The organism is Cryobacterium sp. MLB-32, from assembly GCF_000738085.1.
Taxonomy (GTDB): domain Bacteria; phylum Actinomycetota; class Actinomycetes; order Actinomycetales; family Microbacteriaceae; genus Cryobacterium.
In genome coordinates this window covers 43,322-64,012 of sequence record NZ_JPRS01000004.1, presented here as the reverse complement: position 1 = coordinate 64,012, position 20,691 = coordinate 43,322, and the positions used below count along the sequence as shown (strand labels likewise).

Here is a 20,691-nt window from a genome sequence, read left to right as displayed (position 1 = left end):
CTCGCGTGCCCGTGTGACAGGCGAGTTGGACAGGCTGAAATCAGAAAAAAATCAACCCGGTCAACTCTAACAGACCGGTTCCACGCCAGGCGTGGTGGCGCGGGGTCACGGCGTGGAGTCGCAGCATTGCCGGTAACCACCCCCGGGGGTACCGTGACGAAATGAAAACGGCCCTCTCTCTTGTCCTGGCAGTTCTCGTGGCCGTTCTGCCGAGCGTTCCGGCCCTGTCGGCCCCGCCGGCCGGCCAGGCGTACCCCGATGCCCTGCCGTCCCGCTCATCCATCGTGCAGGCCGCGCGGTCGGCGACCGATTACTTCTACGCCCACAACGGTGGAGCGACCTCCGACGCCGGCTGGAAGTGGACGCCGTATTACATGGGCGTGGAGGCCCTGGTCCGCGAGACGAATGAAGCGACATACCGGCAGTGGCTGCAGTCCTGGGGGGACCGCAACGGCTGGAACCCGGACGCACCGTCCAGTCCCACCTCGAACCCCGACAGCCGCGCCGCCATCCAACCATGGCAGGATTCCGCGCGGCTGGGCGTCACCGCCAACCTCAGTCGGTCCGACACCCTCATGGCGCAGGACCTGAGCTTGGCCGCCAATCGGTATTGGTGGATCGACTCGATGTTCATGGGACTGCCGCTCTGGCCCCGGTGGGCCGCTCGTACGGGAGCTGTCGCATACCAGGCCAAGCACCCCCAGTTCTACAATTTTTTGAAGAACGACGGCACGACGTCCGTGCGTCCCGGCTGCGTCGCCCACGGGCTCTTCGATTCCTCCGAACACCTGTGGTGGCGGGACTGTAAGTACGTGGCGCAACGCGACTCCCTGGGGCACAAGGTCATGTGGGCGCGCGGCAATGGCTGGGTGATCGGCGCCATGGCTCGCACCCTCATGGTTCTCCCGCCGGCAGATCCGCACTACGGCGAGTACTCGACGATGCTGCGGACCATGGCCGCCCGCCTCGTCCAGCTACAGGGCTCCGACGGTATGTGGCGCAGCAGCCTGCTCAGCCCGTCCCTCTTCCCCGCCCCCGAAACCAGCGCGACAGCCCTCTTCGTCTACGCCATGCGTATGGCATCCGCACCGGAATTCTTGATCCGGCGACGTACCTCCCCGTGGTGACCCGCGCCTGGACTGGCCTCAGCACCATCTCGCTGACACGTTCCGGCTTCCTGTCGAACTGCCAGGGAGTCGGCGAAGCGCCGGGAGTGCCCAGCACGACCACGTCGATCGGGTATTGCGTGGGCGCATTCACTCTGGCGGCCTCCGAGCTCGCCCAGCTCAGCGGAGTCGTGGCATCCGACACGTTCGCACGCACGGTCTCGCCCGGGCTCGGATCGGCCGAAATCGGCGGCGCGTGGACCGGCTCGACGGGACTCTCCACGAACGGCGGCGTGGCTCAGGTCTCCACGACGCCCGGCATCACCCGTGAGGCGTATCTCAACGGCGTGTCGAGTGTGAACACGGAGATGCGTGCCACGCTGAGCTTCCCCCGCCCCACCACCGGGTCGGCCTACGTGGCCATGGTCGGCCGCCGGATCGGCACCGCGTCCTATGCGGCCAGAACCGTCGTGGGGCCGACCGGGAGCGTCAAACTACAGGTGCGCCGCACGAATGCGACCGTTCTGGAGCTGACCGTGCCGGGTCTCATCTACACAACGGGAAAGACCCTCCAGCTCCGCCTTCAGGTCACGGGCGTCGCGCCCACGACGATCCGAGCCAAGGTGTGGCTGGTCGGCACCGCTGAGCCGACCGCATGGCCGATCACCACGACAGATTCAACCGCGGGACTGCAGGCGGCCGGTTCCGTCGGCATGACGGTGTATGTCAGTGTCGGCGGCGTCCCCAGTCCGCTCGTCGTGTCCGTCGACGACCTGTGGGCCGGTTCTCCCGGTTAACCCCGTGCCGGTCGATACGGCCTCCGTCAACCACGGACGTGCGCTGCAGCCCGCCAGCCCGTCACCCCTCAGCGGCAGCCGGTCAGGCGCCGGCGGTGGGGCTGCACGAAAGCTCCGGGGCGAAGGAGCGAACGGTCGTCAGGAGCGCTGAGGCGTCTCGGCGAGCTCGGCCGCGTCGCCCGGGGCATCCGCGGCATCCGCTGCATCCGCTGCACCCGCTGCGGACTGTCGAGCGACGGCCACGAGCGATGCGTGCGTCGGGGTTGACGGCACGTTCGCCGGGCGGTTTCGGGCAAGTTCCTTGCGGAGCACCGGGACGACCTCTCCGCCGAGGATATCAAGCTGCTCGAGCACGGTCTTGAGGGGCAGGCCGGCGTGGTCCATGAGGAACAGCTGACGCTGGTAGTCGCCGAAGTGCTCGCGCATGCCTGCGTAGCGGTCGATGACCTGCTGCGGGCTGCCGACGGTCAGCGGCGTCTGCTCGGTGAAGTCTTCGAGCGTCGGGCCGTGTCCGTACACGGGGGCGTTGTCGAAGTACGGGCGAAATTCGCTCACGGCGTCCTGAGACTTCGTGCGCATGAACGCCTGCCCGCCAAGGCCCACAATCGCCTCGGACGCGGGGCCGTGACCGTAGTGCTCGAAACGCGCGCGGTAGTACCCGATGAGCTTCATGTAGTGCTCTTTGGGCCAAAAAATGTTGTTCGCGAAGAATCCGTCGCCGTAGTAGGCGGCCTGTTCGGCGATTTCCGGGCTGCGGATGCTGCCGTGCCAGACGAATGGCGGCACTCCGTCGAGCGGTCGCGGCGTCGACTGGAACCCCTGGAGCGGGGTGCGAAACTGCCCCTCCCAGTCAACGAATTCCTCACGCCAGAGGCGCCGAAGCAGGGCGTAGTTTTCCAAAGCCAGCGGGATGCCCTGCCGGATGTCCTGGCCGAACCAGGGGTAGACCGGGCCGGTGTTGCCCCGTCCGAGGGTAAGGTCGACCCGTCCGCCGGAGAGGTGCTGCAGCATGGCGAAGTCTTCGGCGATCTTCACCGGATCGCTCGTGGTGATGAGGGTCGTCGCTGTCGAGAGGATCAGCGTCTCGGTCTTCGCGGCGATATACCCGAGCAGGGTGGTCGGTGACGACGGCACGAACGGCGGGTTGTGGTGCTCCCCCGTGGCGAAAACGTCCAGTCCGACCTCTTCGGCCTTTTGGGCGATTGTCACCATGGCCGTGATGCGCTCATGTTCGGTCGGCGCCCGACCAGTGACGGGGTCGACAGTGCGGTCGCCAACGGTAAAAATGCCGAACTCCATGTCAGCCTCCAATTTCAATGCATATTCATGTACATTCGCGACAACTACTACTGTACCGATCATATTCCCGGGCACGCCCGTGACAGCGCCTCTCAGCGCCTGATCGCACCGGGGCCGGGCCCGGGCTACTTCGAGGCTGCGACGTCTCGTTCCGGCGCCGGCGCGGCTGCCTCGAGCGGGGTCCCGTCGGCGGCCAGGCCGCGCTGTTTCCGGCCGAGCACCGAGTGACTGCGTCCGTACAGGAAGTAGACGGCGAATCCGATCAACAGCCAGACACCGAACCGTGCCCAGGTGAGCGTCGTGAGGTTGAGCATGAGCCACACGCACAGCACGGCGGAGAGAATCGGCAGGAACGGCGAGAACGGAACCTTGAACGCGCGCGGCAGATCCGGACGCTTCCTGCGCAGCACGACCACGGCGATGCTGACGAGCACGAAGGCCGAGAGCGTACCGATGTTGATCATCTCCTCGAGCACGCCGACGTCGGTCAGGCCGGCGATGAGCGCCACGGCGAGACCGGCGATGATCTGGATCCGGGCAGGGGTGCGACGCTTTTCCGAGGTGACGCTGAGCCAGCGCGGCAGCAGCCCGTCCCGACTCATGGCGAACAGCACCCGCGAGAGCCCGAGCAGCAGCACCATGATGACGGTCGTGAGGCCCACGAGAATGCCCACGGAAATGATCTGGGCCGCCCATCCAGCGCCGACGGCAACGAACGCGGTCGCGAGCGAGGCCTGAGGGTCGTTGGCGAGCACCGTGTACGGAACCATGCCCGTGAGCACGAGGCTCACCCCGATGTAGAGCACGGTGACGATGGCGAGGCCGGCGAAGATTCCGCGCGGAAGTGTCTTCTGCGGATTCTTGACCTCTTCGGCAGAGGTGGCGACCACGTCGAACCCGATGAAGGCGAAGAAGACGAGCGACGCACCGGCGAGCAGACCGAAGAGTCCGTACTGCGCGGGCGCGGCGCCGGTCATGAACGAGAACAGGGACTGCATCCAGACGTCGCCCTCACCCGGCTTGGAGGGCACCGAAGCCGGAATGAACGGCGTGTAGTTCTCCACTTTGATGAAGAAGGCACCGACGATGATGACGAAGACCACGATCGCGACCTTGATGATGGTGAAGACGCTCGCCACCCGCGCAGAAAGCTGCGTGCCCAACACGAGCAGGGTCGTGAAGATCGCCACGATGACGAACGCTCCCCAACTGACGTCGAGGCCGAGCACCGGAATAGTGGAGGGCACGTCCCAGCCGGCCAGATCGAACACCGTGCTGAGATAGATTCCCCAGTACTTGGCGATCACGGCCGCGGCGGTGAGCATTTCGAGGATGAGATCCCAGCCGATGATCCAGGCGAGGAGTTCGCCGAGCGTGGCATAGGTGAAGGTGTAGGCCGACCCGGCGACGGGCACGGCGGAGGCGAATTCGGCGTAACACATGATCGCGAGGGCGCAGGTGAATGCGGCAAGGAGGAAGGCCAGGGTGACGGACGGTCCAGCGTAACTGCCGGCCGCCTTCGCGCCGACGGAAAAGATTCCCGCCCCGACCGCGACGGCAACCCCCATGATCATGAGGTCCCACGTGCCCAGCGTGCGTTTGAGGCTGTGGCCCTTCTCAAGAGAGTCTGCAATGGAGTCTTCGATACTCTTGGTGCGCCAGAGGCTCATCGTTGAAATGCCGTCCGTTTCGTTGGGTTCTACGTCATCATGCTAAACCCTCGAAGCATTCCCTTGCGCGCATGACGTGCACCGCAGACACTTCGTCCCCTGCGCACAGGGCCGTACCGACGGATGCGGCAGCTAGGGGCGGATGATGAGCGACAGCGCCAGCCGCGGGCATAGGGCGACCGCTTCGTCGCGCGCCACGATGCGGGACTGCGGCACGGGAACGTCCGATCCCGCGCCGGGAGCACGGGCGGACGCACGGGCCTGCGGATACCCCCAGTCGTCGCGGCCCAGCAGGTCCGGCAGAATCTCGGTGCACAATCCCCGTCCATCACAGGCCGTCCAATCGATGTGCAGGAGGCTTTCCGGCGGGCGGGTCATGAGTGCACCTTTGGACAGCACCCGGACAGGTGGGCGGCGACATCCGAGGCGAACAGGTCGAGGGTGCTCAACACAAATCGTGCGGTTCCATCGGGATGGTGGCACGATCCTCGCCCGGTGACCACTGCGGCCAGCCGCGCGATCTCGGCGGGCAGGGCGTCGCTGCGTTCCCCGGATGCCAGCCGGGTGAGAAGAGAAGCCATCGCGGGGAGGCCGTTCACGCAGGGACCGCACTGTCCGGCCGTTTGATCGGCCAGATAGGAGGCTATGCGGCCGGCGACGGTGATCGGGCAGTGCCCGGTCTCAAGTCCCATCAGAATTCCGGCGCCGGGACTGCCGCCGTACGGCGCGAGTCCCGCCCGGCTCAGCGGGGTCGCGAAGGCGACCGCCGGCACCCATGTTCCATGGAAACCGCCCACGAGAACGGCAGAGAGCGACGCCGTCGCGAGTCCCGCGAAAGCGAGTACGTGCTCGAGCGGGGTACCACCGGCGACTTCGAGCACCCGTGAGGACGGTGCCGTGCCGCGAAACGACACATCTCGATTCACCGTGACGAGCCGCGTTCCCGGGTCGTCCGGCGTGCCGACTGCACGAAACCACGGCGCACCAAACCGGGCAACCAACGCGATATGGGCGAGGGTCTCCACGTTGTGGAGCAGCGTCGGACCGTTGCCCAAGCCCGCCGACGTCAGCCGCACCGTGCGGTCCTGCGGCACAGCCTCACCGCCACCGAGGGCGTTGATCACGGCCGAGGCCTCCCCCGCCACGAAGGTGTCCGCAGCGGCCCGCAGCTCGATCGCGCCGGCATCCGTGCGTTCGGTCACCGCTCGCTGCGCATGGATAAGGCTCGCGGTCGGCCCATAGAGGAAGATTCTGGTGGCTCCGACGGCGGCAGCCACCGTGAGCAGGCCATCAATGACCAGGTGCGGTGCGATCCGCAGGAGTACGGCATCCTTCGAACTCAGGGGTTCGCCCTCTGCCGCGTTCCCCACCACGACGATGGAACGCAGTCGAAACCGTTCAGCGCCGGGAATGGCCGCCATCTTGCGCCAGGCCGGAAAGGCCGCACCGCCACGCCCCTCAAGGCCAGAGGCGCGCAGCTCGTCGAGCAGCGCGGCCCCGGATCGAGCAGCTCCGGGAGCACTGGGGCGTGAACCGAAGGTGGCGAGATGACTGGCATAGTCAGGCCCGGGCGCGGCGGTCAGGCGACGCAGCCCCACCGGTGCTGCAATCAGGCGCGTGGCGGCTGCCGCCTCACGGGTCATGGTCATGCGCCTCTCCGCTCGTGAATGCCGGGCTCTCGCAGCGCATGGCCGATGGGCCGCACCGGATTAATGCGCCGCGAACCGTTTTCGATGAATCCCGTCGTGAGCCGCCACCCGACGGCTGCGAGCACGGCAACGGTGCTCAGCACGGCGAAGGCGACGAACCACGGAGCAGAGGAGTCCGTCCCGTTGCCGAGCGAATGCACAAGGGCGATCGGCCACAGGGCATACGTGAGCCAGTGCACGGCCCGGAACACCCGGCGACCCACCACGCGACGCAGCAGGCTCGTCAGGATCACAGCGAGCAGCAGGTCTACGCCCAGGGTGCCGAGACCGAGCCAGAACGGCTTGTACGCGCCGAGGAACGGAACGAGGACGTCGACGACGCGCAGCTGGGCGTACGAATCTCCGAGCAGCGACAGCAGATGAATGAGCAGGAATGCCGAGGCCAGCAGGGCGAGGTTTCGATGCACGAGCGCGAGGGAGAACCGGGGAACGGTGAACAGGGCCCGGCCGGACCGATTAATGATGCCGAGCAGCACCGAGGCGGTGAACAACCCGAGGGCGACAACGCCCGTGCCTCTGCCCAGGGCCCACAGCGCCTCGTTCACGATGCCACCGCCGGGGCCCCTGCTCTGACACCTGCTCTGACACCTGCTGTGACACCCACTGCGACACTTACTGCGACAGGGTGCTCGGCGGGCCAGCCACCGAGCACGGTGATGTCTCCATCCGAATGAACGAGTCGAGCGCACGCGCCGCGAGCCCTTAGCCACTGCACGGCGCCGGATCCGCACACGATGGCCGCGGTCGAGAGGGTGTTCGCGTCGAGGCAACTCGTCGCGGCGATGGTGACGGTGCGCCAGACCGGTTCCACCGGAACTCCCGTCCGCGGGTTGAGAATGTGATGCTGGGCACGCCCGTTCTTGAGCCAGCGACGCCCCTGGGTGCTGGACGTGGCGACGGCCATGCCCTCCCGGAGCGTCACGCGGGCAGCGGGGTCGGCTTCGCTGTCGCGCACGAGCACCTGCCAGCCGCCTTCCGGCGCCGGCCCAGCGGTCGCAATGTCTCCGCCGAGGCTCACCAGCACTCCGCAACCCAATTCGCGCCGCACCGTCGCGGCGATCGTATCGGCGGCCACAGCCTTCGCTGTCGCACCCAGGTCGAGTTCGCGGTGCCGCGGTACGCGGAGGGTGTTACCGACCACAGATACGCTCTTCCATCCGGGACGCGCTGAAGAGACCGCCCGGAAAACCGTGTGGTCGTCTTCGATCAGCCTGATGTCACGGTCGTACCCGGCCGCCGACACCGCCCGGCCGAGAGTGGGATCAACGAGCCCATCGGTGCTGGCGGCCGCACCCAGGGCGTGGCGCACCAGACCGGCGAGGGTATCGCTCACCTCGACTCCCCTGGTCAGCTCGCCGGTCACCCGGCGGAGCTCGGAATCGGCGTTGAACCGGCTCGACGCCCCCTCGATGTCGGCCAGCACGACGTCCGCCAGGGATCGTGCAGCCCCGAGCAGTGCCGCGTCGGTGACGACCAGCCGCGCGGTCGTGCTCCACAGCTCCCAGTCCTGTGCGGCGACAGCCATGTCACGAACCGTTCGTTGTGGCGTGGCTCGTGCGCCCGTTTCCCGGAAGAACGGGCGATGCGCCCCGTGACGGTAGGCCCTGTGACGGTAGGCCCTGTGACGGTAGGCCCTGTGACGATAGGCCCTGTGACGATGTGCCGCCTGATGAGAATGGCGAGTTCTGCGTGGGAGAAGACGGCGCAGGATTCGTGCTGCTCGCGGCGGCACTCGTGGCACTCGTGTCCGCCCAGTCGTGGATGCCGATCACGGACGCGGCGATGACCGCGAGAACACCGACCACGCCGGTGATCATCGTGCTGAGCCGCTTTCCCCGTTCGTGCAGGTTCATGTGGAGCCGCCCTTCGTCTGATTGAACGACTGTGCCACCGGTCCCTATGAGCTGATTATGAGGAGGCCACGAGCACGCCGCGTGTTACGCAGCAGGGTACGGCGAGCCACCGACACCCATGGGCGAGCGCGGCAGGGGCGGGGACGGGGACGGGGACGGGGACGGCCAGAACACACGTCAAAACACACACAGGGCACAACACACACAGGGCAAAACAAACGAGCCGCCACCTAAAAGGTGACGGCTCGTGTGTAAGAAGTTCGCGTTGTCAACGCTGCATGCAACTAGTGCGACAAAGTCTGACTAGCGACGCAGGCCGAGGCTGCCGATCAGTGTGCGGTATCGCGTGATGTCGATATCGGACAGGTAACCGAGCAGACGACGACGCTGACCAACCATAAGAAGCAGGCCACGACGTGAGTGGTGGTCGTGCTTGTGCTCTTTCAGGTGCTCCGTCAGGTCGAGAATGCGCTGCGTGAGCATTGCAATCTGAACTTCGGGGGACCCTGTGTCGCCTGGGTGGGTAGCGTACTTATCGATGATCGCCTTCTTTGCATCGGCTTCGAGTGCCATAGATGGGATCCCCTTTCTCTCACTGCGCGGTGCCCCTGGCAGGATGCCTGGGCTCTCTTTATCCGCGGCCGTTGAACGGCAACCTACATACTTTAGCAGAGTCCGGGCGCGAGCACCGCTCGTCTCCGGGCACCACCCGAATTGGGGTGACACTCTGGTCGCCGTGGCTCACCCATATTCGTAAAATCGAGGCATACTCACTTGACTACGTGACGTCGCCAGCTGTGCGCGCCGCGCGCCACATCAACCACATCTCAGGAGTTCATCGTGCAAATGACGTGCCCATACTGCGGTTCAGTGGCCAGGCTCGCGCCCAACCCCGATCGGGTGGCGCCATCACCGCTGCCCCGTTATGTGCTCAAATGCACCGGCTGCAACCGTACGAGCGTGCGCGACGAAGCGACGAAGCTCACGGCCCTCGTCAAGAGTGCGCCTCGACCGGCCCGGGTGCGTCCCGCAGAGTAAGGTAGTAGTGCAACGAAACGCCCCGCGGGGTACCATTCGGGCACCGTCGCGCCTCACGTTTCGTGCGAGGAGAAGTGTCCACAATGAAGGCAGCCCAGTTCCACGGCCCCCACGACATCCGCATTGAAGACATCCCTGAACCGCAGCTGCGACCGGGGGCCGTTGCGATCGACGTGGCCTGGTGCGGAATCTGCGGATCAGATCTGCACGAGTATCTCGACGGCCCGATCTTCGTTCCCCCGGTTGGTCACCCGCATCCGCTTTCGCACGAAGAGGCCCCCGTGACCATGGGTCACGAGTTCTCCGGAACGATCACCGCCCTCGGAGACGGCGTCACCGGCCTGACTGTCGGCGAGAACGTTGTGGTGGAACCGTACTTCGTCTGCGACGAGTGCGCACCATGTCTGGCCGGCAACTATCATCTCTGCGTGAAAATGGGGTTCATCGGCCTCTCCGGCGGCGGCGGCGGGCTCAGCGAGAAGGTCGTTGTCGACCAGCGCTGGGTTCACGCGATCGGCGACATCCCTCTGGATCAGGCCGCCCTCATCGAGCCGCTTTCGGTGGCCCACCACGCGTTCGTGCGCAGTGGCGCACAGGCAGGCGACACCGCACTCATCGGCGGCGCCGGCCCGATCGGACTCCTCGTCGCCGCCGTGCTCAAGGCACACGGGGTCACCGTGATCATGAGCGAGCTCAGTGAGGCCCGCAAGGAGAAGGCGCTCTCAACCGGAGTCGCCGACCACGTCATCGACCCGGGCAGCGAAGACCTCATTGCGCGAGTTCGGGAGCTGACCGGCGGCAACGGCGCCGACGTGTGCTTCGAGTGCACGAGCGTGAACGTCGTTCTCAACCAGCTCTTCGATGCGGTTCGCCCCGCCGGTGTGATCGTGAACGTATCCATCTGGGGCAAGCCTGCGAGCATCGACATGCAGAAACTGGTTCTCAAGGAGATCGACCTGCGAGGCACGATCGCCTACGTGCGCGACCACCCCACCACGATCAAACTCGTGCAGGACGGCAAGATCGACCTCGCCCCGTTCATCACCAGCCGCATCGGTCTCGATGATCTGCTGGCCGAGGGCTTCGACACCCTGATCAACCGCAACGAGACCGCGGTGAAGATCATCGTTCACCCGTAACCTCGCTTCGGCAGACAGAGAGGCCATCCCGGCTCGGCGGGGATGGCCTCTCTGCGTATGATCAGCGCTTGCGGGCGCTCCGCTTCGGTCGCGACGGCACTCCGGGCGACACGGGCGGTGCCGAGCGGGAGGCCACAGGATCGTTCCAGACCTTTGCGATCGACCAGGCGACGGCGGCAATCGGCACGGCGAGCACCGCACCGACGATGCCGGCCACGATCGTTCCTGCGGTCAAGGCAAACAGGATCACCAGCGGATGCAGCTTGAGCGATTGCGCCATCACCACGGGCTGAAGGAGGTTACCCTCAAGCTGGTTGACCGCGATCACGATGATGATGACGATCAGGGCAATCACGGGTCCGTTCGCCACCAGAGCGACGAGAGCGGCGAGTACCCCGGCCAGGGTGGCACCGATCAACGGAATGAAGGCGCCCAGGAAAACGATCACAGCGAGGGGCAGGGCGAGGGGCACCTGCAGGATCGCCAGGCCGATGCCGATGGCCGAGGCATCGACCAGAGCGACGATGGCCGTTCCGCGAACATAACCGCCCAGCACACGCGGAGCCGTGCTGCCGATACGGCGGCCGCGCTCAGCGCGACCACCGTTCAGCGGCGTGAGGAAGAACGCCCAGATGCGGTCGCCATCCTTGAGAAAGAAGAACAGGATCACCAGAAGGAGGACGGTGCCCGTCAGGAGCTCGGCCACCACGCCCGCCCCGGCAAGCGCCCCCGTACCGAATTGGCTGCTCGTGAAGAAATCGACGACGGCCGCACGGGCATCATCGATCTGCGTCGCCTCGATCTCGAACGGTCCCTGCGTCACGAAGAGCTGGAGCCGGTCCACACCTTCCGACGCGGAACTGAACAGTTCGTCCCATTGGTCTCGTACCGCGAAGACAATCAGGGTGATGATGGCGCCGAAGGCGGCGATACTCGCCAGCAGAGTGGTCCAGGTTGCCAGAAGGGCGGGCATCCCCCGGCGGCGCTGCCACATCACGATCGGGCTCAGCGCCGATGCCAGAATAATGGCGATAAGCACCGGGATCACCACAAGCTTGAGCTGCACGAGACCGAAAATCACCACCGCGGCCAGCGCGATGACGAGCAGGATCTGGCCACTGCGCAAGCCGAGCCAGCCGAGCCGGTCGTTCAACGGTGTGCGGGCAGGCGTGCGGGCAGGCGTCGGAGCCGGGGCGTCTTTTTCTCGCATGCCCTCCAGCCTAGACAGGTCCGCTGCCGCACCCGTCGCAGTCTGGTGACTCATCGCTCACCGGAGGCCGTCCAGGCGCCCCGCTATCTCATCCAGAATGCGGCGATCTCCGGCATAAATGCCCTGCGAACGAGGCCAATGGCTGATCACATCCGTGAAACCGAGCTCGGACGCCCGGCCGACCATCGTTTCGAACGCCCCGACACTCTGCAGGGAATAGCACCCACCGCTGTCCAGGGACAGCGATCGGTCGATGGAGAGCGGGTCTCGCCCTGCCTCGTGCGCGGCGTCGTCGAGGCGGGTCGCGAGATCGCGTACGCTCGACCACCACGCTTCACCGTCGGCACCGTCTTTCCCGGTCGTCACCCAGCCATCGCCGAACCGGGTCACCAGGCTCAGCCCCTTCGGACCGTTCGCGGCGATCAGGAAGGGCACGCGCGGGTGCTGGGCGGGCACTCCCACCATGCGTGCGTTCACCGCCGTGAACCACTCACCGGTGAAACTAATGCCACCCGCGTCCGTCTCGTGCCGCAGGAGCACGTCGAGGTCCGTCACGAATTCGGCGAAGCGCTCGTGCCGCTGCCCGGGCGTGTAATTCTCCTGGCCGAGGGTGAATGCGTCGAAGCCGGTTCCGCCGGACCCCACGCCCAGCACGAAGCGCCCGCCCGCAATGTCGTCGACCGTGGCTATTTCCTTGGCGAACGGCACCGGATGCCGAAAATTCGGCGACGAGACGAAGGTGCCGAGGCCAATCCGTGAGGTGACGCCGGCGGCCGCGGTCAGGGTCGGCATCGTCGCATGCCAGGGCTCATCCGCGAGCGATCGCCACGACAGATGGTCGTAGGTCCACGCGTGCTCGAACCCGTAGTCTTCCGCGCTGATCCAGTCGGCCCGAGCAACCCGCCACGAGCGTTGCGGGAGAATCACGATTCCGAAGCGCATGATCCGAGTTTACGGATGCTGGCACAGGTTCCCACTCGGTGGCAGAATTAAGTGATGAAAGTCATTGTGTCGCGGAGCGGCGGATTGGCGGACATCCGTCTCACGTGGGAAGTTCGCATCGACGAACAGCCCGATGCGACGAGCTGGGCGGATTTTCTCTTGTCACTGCCCTGGTCCGAAGTGACCGACAGCGAGCCCGTCACCGGCAGCTATCTGTACCGCATCAGGTGCGCGCCGTTCGAGGTCGTGCTCGTCGATGCGCGGATCACGGGCGAGTGGCGCGAGCTCGTCGACCGGGTTCAGGCTGCCAACGGCAGCGTCTGACCCAGCCGACGAACCGACGCGATCACGACACTCTCGCTACTCCTTGGGTCGACGACCCAGAATTCCTCGGCGACGACGGGTGCCCTCTTCGGTCATCGCGGCCTCCACATGGGCGTCCACCTGGTCACCGAAGTGATCGTCGAAGTTCTCCTCAAGGTGCTCCGTCACCGTCTTTCCGATGCGACGAGCGAGTTCTTCGCGGCGCTGGCGACGTTCGGCGCTGACCAGAATCTCGTGCTCCGCGCGGAACGCCTTGTAGGTCGCGATACACATACCGATCATCACCAGGCTCACCGGGATGGCCGTGAGGATGGCGCCGGTCTGCAGTGCGGCGAGCCCGCCAGCCAGGAGCAGGGCGATGGCCACAATTCCGCCGAGCGCGGCCCACATGATGCGGCTCCACTTGGGCGGGTTGGTGTCGCCGCCCGATGCGAGCATGTCGATGACGAGCGAACCCGAGTCGGCCGACGTGATGAAGAAGATCGCGATGACCAGAACTGCGATGACCGACAACACTCCCCCGAGCGGAAGACCACTCAAGAAGTCGAAGAGCACGTTTTCGGGAATGATGCCGACCTTTGGATCGAAGAGTCCACCGCCGTCGCCAGCCCATGCCTGCTTGATGACACTGCCGCCCATGACGGCGAACCAGACGAAGGTCACGAGGGTGGGCACCAGGAGCACACCGGCGATGAACTCGCGCACCGTGCGACCGCGGGAAATACGCGCGATGAAGACGCCCACGAACGGCGCCCACGAGATCCACCAGCCCCAGTAAAAGATGGTCCAGGCACCCTGCCAGTCGATGCCGGCCTGCCCGGTGAACGAGCCAGCGTCGAAGGTGAGGCCGACGACGTTCTGGAAGTATCCGCCGATCGACTCAACGAGCACACGCAGCAGGTACAGCGTTGGTCCCAGCAGGAGGACGGCCACCAAGAGCAGCCCTGCCATGCCGAGGTTGATGTTGGAGAGCCACTTGATGCCCTTGCCCACGCCACTGACGACAGACAGGGTGGCGACCGCAGTAATGACGATGATCAGGACCACGAGCAGAGTGTTGTTGACCTCGCCCACGACGCCGAGGTGGCTGAGCCCCGCAGCAATCTGCTTGACTCCGAGACCGAGCGAGGTGGCAACGCCGAAGAGGGTTCCAACGATGGCGATCACGTCGATCGCGTCACCGAGGCGACCACGAACCCGGTCGCCCAGCAGAGGCTCCAGCGCCCACCGGATTGATACCGGACGGCCCTTGCGGTGGATCGAGTAGGCCAGCGCCAGGCCGACGACGGCGTAGATCGCCCAGGCGTGGAATCCCCAGTGCAGGAACGTCTGGTTCATGGCGGCGGCAGCGAGTTCCTGCGGGCTTCCGCTCACACCCGGTTTCGGGTTCGTGAAGAACGTCAGGGGCTCCGACATGCCCCAGAAAACCAGACCGATGCCCATACCCGCGGCGAAAAGCATGGAGAACCATGACATCAGCCCGAACTCGGGGGTGTCATCGTCTTTCCCCAGCTTGATGTCACCGAAGCGGCTCACGCCCATCCAGACGGCGAAAACCACGAAGGCGGCAACCAGCACGATGTAATACGGGCCGAGGCCGGCCACGACCCAGCCTTGCAGCGTCTGGAGCGTCGTGCCTGTTCGCGTCGGAAAGACGATCGCGACGATCACGACGACGAGGATGATGCCCAGCGCCGGGAAGAACACTCGGGGCGCGGGAACGACGAAACGGCGGGTCGGGCTCTTCTCCCGTCGCTGGGGAGGGGTTTCGGACGGTGCGCTCACGGTGAACTTCTTCCAAACAATTCTCGGTCACCAGCGGGCAACACATTAGTTTACATCATATCGACCCCCGAATTGGGGCCAGTATCCGCAGGCGACCAGCGGGTCACGTTCCCACCTACGGTTCGGTCATGCCACGATGAGATATGGACATCGATGATGTAAAACCGATTCGTATTCTCACTGAAGACGAGAGTTGGAACGCTTTGCTCTCATCCAGCCTCGGTCGCCTGGCCGTGAGCGTCGGTGGCGTTCCCGATATCTTCCCGGTGAACTTCGTGGCCACCGACCGGCGGCTCCTCTTCCGAACCGCGGAGGGCACGAAGCTGCTTGAGCTCACGATCAACAACCAGGTTGCCTTCGAAACGGATGGCGTGGGCCGCGACGAGGCCTGGAGCGTCGTCGTCAAAGGTACCGCCAGCGTGCTGGAGAAACAGGCTGACATCGACACAGCGGACCAGCTGCCGCTGCATCCGCTGATCCCGACGCTGAAATACATCTACGTGGAAATCATCCCCACCGAGATGCAGGGACGACGCTTCCAGCTCGGGCCGGAGCCCGACCGGTACTAACGCACCCGTCATCGGGGTCGAGCCCCGCGCAGCACGGCGAGCACCGCAGCGGCATAGGCATCCGCTGCCTCGGCGGCGTCGAAATGCGTGGGGCCTTCTCCGAGGTCGACCTTGACCCGGAAGAGACCCGATGTGCGCTCGAGGGCGCTGAATCTCTCGCCCAGCATCTCGCGAAGCTGGTCCTCCCGAGGCAACCAGAGGGCGTTCTCAAGTGCAAGTGAATCGAGTGCCCATTCCGTCGTGCCGTTGAAGCCGAGGATGGTGCCGGTATCGAATTCGTGGGGTTCGATGGCCATACTGCTGACCGTGAAGATGTCGTGCTCAAACCCCGGTCGTTCGATTCCGAAGGCATCCCCGAAGGCAGGGCGCCACACCAGGCCGGCCTTCTGCAGAAAACGGGCGATGTCGGTGGAGATCATGCAACATTATGCAGCGCACCAGGGCGACAGCGACAGGCCCACAGCGAAACTGCGGGCGGCCTTGTCACCAGAACGGGCCACCAGGGCGACGCGAATGACGCCCTCGTGGCCCTAATGGCATTGCGCCTCGCCCCGCACGAGCGTGCGGGGCGACCGCTCCTAGCTCACGCCGAGCAGGTCGATTACGAAGATCAGGGTCTGACCTGACAGTCGGTGGCCTGAACCCGCTGGTCCATAGGCCAGGTGGGGCGGCACGACGAGCTTGCGACGCCCGCCGACCTTCATTCCGGGGATACCCTGCTGCCAGCCGGCAATGAGCGAGCGCAGCGGGAAGTTGATGGACTGGCCGCGGTTCCACGATGAGTCGAACTCGTCACCGGACGCGAACTCGACGCCGAGGTAGTGCACGTCGACCGTGGCACCGGGCGTCGCCTCAGCGCCGTCGCCCACGACGATGTCGTCGATCTCAAGCTGTTCGGGCGCTGCGCCTCCGGGAAGTCGATTTCGGGCTTGGAATTCAAATCTGTCATGGACCTATCCAACCGGATACAGGGGCAGTTCACCTAGCCAGAAATTCATCCTTGCGCGAACGCCGACAAAGTTGGACGATATAGATACATTAACTCGTCGCATCGGGAGAGTCGTCGGCATCGCCACACCACCGAAGCGGCGAGTTTCTGTTGAACGGCTCGCTTTCGAAAGCACGAGACCTGCTCGGGCCGCTCAGTTCGCTCCGAGGCCTCAACATTCTCCGAGTACCACGACCTGGCTCCCGTTCACTGTTCGAACATCGTGCCGGGGTTCAGGATGCCGAGCGGGTCGAAGACTGCCTTCAGCCGTCGCTGCAGGTCGAAACTCGTATCGCCGAGTTCGTCGGCCAGCCAGCGCCGCTTGAGCACGCCCACACCGTGTTCTCCGGTCAGGGTGCCGCCGAGAGCCAGCGCCGCACGGAACATCTCGTCGGCAGCGGCCCATACGTTGTCGGGCACGAGCGGATCCTCGGCGCGCCGGTGGGGATCCGGCGGGATCACGAAGTTGGGGTGCAGATTGCCGTCGCCCGCATGGGCGATCACGGGAATGGCCACCCCGGTGCGCGCACTGATCCGGGCGATTTCCTCGAACATCTCCTTCATCCGGGACCGCGGCACCGACACGTCTTCGATCAGCACCGTGCCGTGCTGTTCCAGGGCCGGATGCATCATGCGTCGAATGGCCAGCAATCGCTCGCCCGATTCCTGATCGGTCGAGAGCCGCACGTCTCCCCCATGCGCCCTCATCACGTCAGCCACCTGCTCGGCCTCGCCCAGGGCGTCTGGACCGTCGGTTTGCACGAGCAGGAACGCACCATCCCCCAGGTCGAGCCCAGCCGATCCGTTCGGGCCGAGGTACCGAGCGACGATGCCGAGGGCGACCGGGTCGATGAGTTCCATGACGGCCGGACGCAGCCGGGCTGCTGTGATGGCAGCGGATGCGCCGGCAGCCACCGTCACGTCCGGAAAGACGGCCGCCACGGTCACGACCGTGCCCAGCGGAATCGCGCGCACCCGCACGGTGGCTTCGACGATGACACCGAGCGTGCCTTCCGACCCCGTGAGCAGTGCCGTCAGGTCGTAGCCGGTGACTCCCTTGACCGTGCGATGCCCCGTGCGCAGCAGCGTTCCGTCCGCGAGGACGACGGTGAGGGCCAACACCGCGTCCCGCGTCACGCCGTACTTGGCACACAGCAGCCCACCGGCATTCGTGGCGATGTTGCCGCCCACGGTCGAGATGGCCTTGCTCGCCGGGTCCGGCGCGAACCACAGTCCGTGCTCGGCCAGAGCGTCGTTGAGGTGCTGATTGATCACCCCCGGTTCGACCACCGCAAGTTCGTCCTCCGGCCGGATCTCGAGAATCCGGTTCATGCCGGCCACGTTGAGCACGATTGTTCCGGCGCTGCCGCAGGCCCCGCCGGCCAGGCCGGTGCCGGCACCGCGGGTGATCACCGGCACACGGTGCTCGGTGGCGATGCGCAGCACGGCCTGGACGTGCTCGACGGTCACGGCGCGCACGACAGCCAGCGGCGTGCCGTCGGCGGTCCAGCCGGATTTGTCCGTCCGGCTCGCGTCCAGTTCCGCCGCGTCCACGCTCACGATGGCACCCAATTCCGCCTGCAGGCGTTCCAGAACAGTCATCCCTCCACACTACCCAGCGAGGATGCCATGTCCGTTTTCCGCTACCACGAGAAGGCCGGACGTGGCAGGCTCAGAACGTGACGACAACCGCATCCGTTCCATCGTCGGTCGGCGCGCTCGGTGCCCCCGCCGTGCGCACCGAGCGCGCCGACCCCACCGAGCGCACCAACCTCACGGACCCCGTCTTTGCCCAGCGCTACCGAGCCATGTCGTCACGGGACGCCCGATTCGACGGCCAATTCATCACGGGCGTGCACTCCACCGGAATCTACTGTCGTCCCAGCTGCCCCGCGGCCACCCCCAAGCCGGCGAATGTGTCCTTTTTCCTGACGGCCGCGGCCGCGCATGAGGCGGGCTTACGAGCCTGCAAGCGTTGCCTGCCCGACGCCGTTCCCGGTTCACCGGCCTGGAATATGAGTGATGACCTTGCCGCCCGCGCCATGCGCCTCATTTCCGACGGCGCCCTTGAGCGGGACGGCGTTCCCGGGCTGGCCGCCCAGCTCGGCTACACGCCGCGTCATCTCACCCGGGTGCTCGTGGCGGAGCTCGGCGCCGGACCGCTCGCCCTCGCCCGGGCTCACCGGGCGCAGACCGCACGTGTGCTGCTCGTGCACACAAAACTCTCCATCGCGGATATCGCCTTTGCCGCGGGGTTCGGCAGCGTTCGACAGTTCAACGACACGATCGCAGCCGTGTATGAACGAACCCCCACGGAGCTGCGCCGATCGCCGGGCGGTCGGCGCGCGGACCGGGCCGAGATCGACCCCGGCTTGGGCGGCACGGCGATCACCCTCCAGCTGCCGGCCAGAGCACCGTTCGATGGCCGCGGCCTGCTGAGATTCCTCGGTGCGCGCACCATCGCCGGCGTGGAGTCGGCGACCGGTGACACCTATTCCCGCTCGCTCCGGCTCCCCCACGGGCCGGCCTGTGTTCGACTCACCCTCGCCGGGACGGATGCCGCCCCGCTGGTGACCTGCACGGCCCGCCTGACCAGCATCGCCGATCTCGCACCGCTCGTGAGCCGGGTTCGCCGATTACTCGACCTCGATGCTGACTCCACGTCCATCGATCGGGCCCTGAGTACGGATCTGGCCTTGACGGCCGCGGTTCGCGCGACACCCGGTATTCGTGTTCCGGGCAGTATGGACCCCCACGAAACCCTGTTCCGCACGCTTATCGGACAGCAGGTGTCCGTGGCGGCGGCACGCACCGCGCTCTCCCGGCTGACGAGCGCGCTCGGCGAACCGCTCGCCACCGCGGGTATCGAATCCCCGCTCGGAGAGGGGACGACAGCCCTGCCCCGTCTCCTGTTCCCGAGCAGCGCACGCATCGCCGCTGATGGCAGGAAGGTGTTGCGCGGCCCGGCCGCGCGCGTCACCGCGATCCTGCGCGTTGCCGAAGAACTCGCCAACGGCGACCTCGTGATCTCCTGGGGAGACTCCCGGGCCGAACTCGAGGCCAGGCTCACAGCTCTCCCCGGCATCGGCCCATGGACAGCGGGGTACGTGGCTTTGAGGGTTCTCGGCAGCCCCGATATTCTGCTGACGAGCGATCTCGCGATCCGTCAGGGTGCCGCACATCTGGGCCTGCCGGCCAAGCCCAGGTCACTCGCCGCCCGGGGCCTCGAGTGGGCACCATGGCGCAGTTACGCGGGCATGCACCTCTGGCGCGCAGCCGGGGCCACGCCGGTTCCGTCCGTGGATCCCCTCTAATCAGGCCGTCGTCGCGTTGTGGCACTCCGACACCCGACGCAGGCGGACAGGCCGATATCCTGAAGAGGTGAAGTTTGCGCATTTGAGAAAAGACGGCCAGTCCACACCCCGCTTGGCGGTGACCTTTGGAGAAAACGCTCTATTCCTTGACGAGATCATGGAAGACGCCCCACGAGACTTGCAGGACCTGCTCGAAAAGGGCGAGCACGAAATCGACCGCGTGCGGGCGATGAGCTTCAATGCGGTTTCGGCGGGCGTCGAGTTGACCGCGATCGACACGCTGCGCCACTCCTCGGCCGTCCTGCGCCCACCGCAGATTATCGCCATCGGCGCCAACTACGCCGCCCATTCGTCGGAGCTGAGTCTGCGCCTCGAAACCTCGGCGACAGTCTTCTCCCTGTGGCCCAACTCCCTCACCGGCCACGAATCCACCATCACCTGGCCGGCCGATCTCACGTCCCAGGTCGACTACGAGGCGGAACTCGGCGTAATTATCGGCACCGCCGCCCGCAACGTGTCCGTTCACGACGCCCTCGACTACGTCTTCGGTTACACGATCGTCAACGACATCACCGCCCGCGACCTGCAGTTCTCCGAGGCACAGTGGTCCCGCTGCAAGTCCTTCGACGGCTTCACACCGACCGGGCCGATTGTCGTCACCGCTGACGAGATCGGCGACCCGCAGAATGTGTGGCTGACCACGCACGTCGACGGCCGCATCCTGCAGGATGCGTCGAGCGGCGACATGGTTCGTACGGTCGCAGAAATCATTTCGTACCTGTCGAAGACCTCGACGCTGATGCCGGGCACGCTCATCTCCACGGGAAGCCCGGGTGGAGCCGGATACAGCAGGAAGCCCCCGATCTTCCTGCGCGACGGCTCCACGGTGACGATCTCCATCGACAAGATCGGATTCCTCACCACGCACTGCCGGACCAGCTGACTACC

Annotated in this window: 20 protein-coding genes and 1 pseudogene; 8 read left to right on the top strand and 13 right to left on the bottom strand. The window is 65.8% G+C overall.

Features of this window, described 5'->3' with window-relative positions; translation table 11 throughout:
• Positions 1–161: 161 nt before the first annotated feature.
• A complete protein-coding gene (locus tag JF66_RS21485; RefSeq protein ID WP_051972959.1) occupies positions 162–1,127 on the top strand; it encodes a glycoside hydrolase family 88 protein in 966 nt (321 codons plus the stop codon).
• Positions 1,124–1,903, top strand: a complete 780-nt coding sequence (locus JF66_RS21480) for a hypothetical protein (RefSeq protein ID WP_156109598.1) — start codon at positions 1,124–1,126, stop codon at positions 1,901–1,903. Before JF66_RS21485 ends, JF66_RS21480 begins: the two co-directional genes overlap by 4 nt.
• A 138-nt stretch (positions 1,904–2,041) precedes the next feature.
• Here JF66_RS21480 and JF66_RS01060 read toward each other — a convergent pair whose 3' ends face one another.
• From JF66_RS01060 to JF66_RS01035, 6 genes are all read right to left on the bottom strand, one after another.
• Positions 2,042–3,202 (bottom strand): LLM class flavin-dependent oxidoreductase, encoded by a 1,161-nt coding sequence (locus tag JF66_RS01060; protein ID WP_051972957.1) that lies wholly within the window; start codon positions 3,200–3,202, stop codon positions 2,042–2,044.
• Positions 3,203–3,327: 125 nt separating this feature from the next.
• Complete coding sequence (locus JF66_RS01055) at positions 3,328–4,872, bottom strand: amino acid permease (protein ID WP_035873970.1); 1,545 nt, start codon at positions 4,870–4,872, stop codon at positions 3,328–3,330.
• A 132-nt stretch (positions 4,873–5,004) separates the two neighbouring features.
• On the bottom strand, positions 5,005–5,250 hold the full coding sequence (locus JF66_RS01050) for a ferredoxin (protein WP_035873969.1): 246 nt from the start codon (positions 5,248–5,250) through the stop codon (positions 5,005–5,007).
• On the bottom strand, positions 5,247–6,521 hold the full coding sequence (locus JF66_RS01045) for an NADH-ubiquinone oxidoreductase-F iron-sulfur binding region domain-containing protein (RefSeq protein WP_051972956.1): 1,275 nt from the start codon (positions 6,519–6,521) through the stop codon (positions 5,247–5,249). The genes JF66_RS01050 and JF66_RS01045 overlap by 4 nt, the downstream gene beginning before the upstream one ends.
• Positions 6,518–7,126 carry a ferric reductase-like transmembrane domain-containing protein gene (locus JF66_RS01040; protein WP_035873968.1) on the bottom strand — a complete coding sequence of 203 codons (609 nt, stop codon included), beginning with the start codon at positions 7,124–7,126 and terminating at the stop codon, positions 6,518–6,520. The genes JF66_RS01045 and JF66_RS01040 overlap by 4 nt, the downstream gene beginning before the upstream one ends.
• On the bottom strand, positions 7,123–8,106 hold the full coding sequence (locus tag JF66_RS01035; RefSeq protein WP_081882058.1) for an FAD:protein FMN transferase: 984 nt from the start codon (positions 8,104–8,106) through the stop codon (positions 7,123–7,125). Before JF66_RS01035 ends, JF66_RS01040 begins: the two co-directional genes overlap by 4 nt.
• A 164-nt stretch (positions 8,107–8,270) precedes the next feature.
• On the opposite strand from JF66_RS01035, the gene JF66_RS24120 reads away from it, so the two are divergent.
• The gene (locus JF66_RS24120) at positions 8,271–8,459 is read left to right on the top strand and encodes a hypothetical protein (protein WP_035873965.1); all 189 of its coding nucleotides are present in this window, start codon (positions 8,271–8,273) and stop codon (positions 8,457–8,459) included.
• A gap of 278 nt (positions 8,460–8,737) precedes the next feature.
• On the opposite strand, the gene rpsO is transcribed toward JF66_RS24120, so the two are convergent.
• Positions 8,738–9,007 carry a 30S ribosomal protein S15 gene (gene rpsO, locus JF66_RS01025; protein ID WP_035873964.1) on the bottom strand — a complete coding sequence of 90 codons (270 nt, stop codon included), beginning with the start codon at positions 9,005–9,007 and terminating at the stop codon, positions 8,738–8,740.
• A gap of 548 nt (positions 9,008–9,555) precedes the next feature.
• Here rpsO and JF66_RS01020 point away from each other — a divergent pair.
• Complete coding sequence (locus JF66_RS01020; RefSeq protein ID WP_035873963.1) at positions 9,556–10,611, top strand: 2,3-butanediol dehydrogenase; 1,056 nt, start codon at positions 9,556–9,558, stop codon at positions 10,609–10,611.
• 61 nt (positions 10,612–10,672) lie between these two features.
• On the opposite strand, the gene JF66_RS01015 is transcribed toward JF66_RS01020, so the two are convergent.
• The gene (locus JF66_RS01015; RefSeq protein WP_035873962.1) at positions 10,673–11,821 is read right to left on the bottom strand and encodes an AI-2E family transporter; all 1,149 of its coding nucleotides are present in this window, start codon (positions 11,819–11,821) and stop codon (positions 10,673–10,675) included.
• Positions 11,822–11,878: 57 nt separating this feature from the next.
• Complete coding sequence (locus tag JF66_RS01010) at positions 11,879–12,763, bottom strand: LLM class flavin-dependent oxidoreductase (RefSeq protein WP_035873958.1); 885 nt, start codon at positions 12,761–12,763, stop codon at positions 11,879–11,881.
• A gap of 54 nt (positions 12,764–12,817) precedes the next feature.
• Between JF66_RS01010 and JF66_RS01005 the strand changes: the two genes are divergently transcribed.
• Positions 12,818–13,087, top strand: coding sequence for a hypothetical protein (locus JF66_RS01005; RefSeq protein ID WP_051972955.1), 270 nt, complete (start codon positions 12,818–12,820; stop codon positions 13,085–13,087).
• 36 nt (positions 13,088–13,123) lie between these two features.
• Here the strand turns inward: JF66_RS01005 and JF66_RS01000 are convergent, their stop codons facing one another.
• Positions 13,124–14,872, bottom strand: a complete 1,749-nt coding sequence (locus tag JF66_RS01000) for a BCCT family transporter (protein ID WP_051972954.1) — start codon at positions 14,870–14,872, stop codon at positions 13,124–13,126.
• A gap of 143 nt (positions 14,873–15,015) precedes the next feature.
• Between JF66_RS01000 and JF66_RS00995 the strand changes: the two genes are divergently transcribed.
• Positions 15,016–15,441, top strand: coding sequence for a pyridoxamine 5'-phosphate oxidase family protein (locus JF66_RS00995; protein ID WP_035873956.1), 426 nt, complete (start codon positions 15,016–15,018; stop codon positions 15,439–15,441).
• An 8-nt stretch (positions 15,442–15,449) separates the two neighbouring features.
• Here the strand turns inward: JF66_RS00995 and JF66_RS00990 are convergent, their stop codons facing one another.
• The 3 genes and pseudogenes from JF66_RS00990 to JF66_RS00980 form a co-directional block, all read right to left on the bottom strand.
• On the bottom strand, positions 15,450–15,860 hold the full coding sequence (locus JF66_RS00990) for a hypothetical protein (RefSeq protein WP_035873954.1): 411 nt from the start codon (positions 15,858–15,860) through the stop codon (positions 15,450–15,452).
• A 159-nt stretch (positions 15,861–16,019) separates the two neighbouring features.
• Positions 16,020–16,390 (bottom strand): annotated as a pseudogene (locus JF66_RS00985) (FKBP-type peptidyl-prolyl cis-trans isomerase).
• A gap of 246 nt (positions 16,391–16,636) precedes the next feature.
• Complete coding sequence (locus JF66_RS00980) at positions 16,637–18,031, bottom strand: FAD-binding oxidoreductase (protein WP_035873952.1); 1,395 nt, start codon at positions 18,029–18,031, stop codon at positions 16,637–16,639.
• A 77-nt stretch (positions 18,032–18,108) separates the two neighbouring features.
• Between JF66_RS00980 and JF66_RS00975 the strand changes: the two genes are divergently transcribed.
• Together JF66_RS00975 and JF66_RS00970 are read left to right on the top strand one after the other, a co-directional pair.
• Positions 18,109–19,743, top strand: a complete 1,635-nt coding sequence (locus tag JF66_RS00975; protein ID WP_231556248.1) for an AlkA N-terminal domain-containing protein — start codon at positions 18,109–18,111, stop codon at positions 19,741–19,743.
• Positions 19,744–19,810: 67 nt separating this feature from the next.
• Positions 19,811–20,686, top strand: coding sequence for a fumarylacetoacetate hydrolase family protein (locus JF66_RS00970; protein WP_035873946.1), 876 nt, complete (start codon positions 19,811–19,813; stop codon positions 20,684–20,686).
• Positions 20,687–20,691 lie beyond the last annotated feature (5 nt).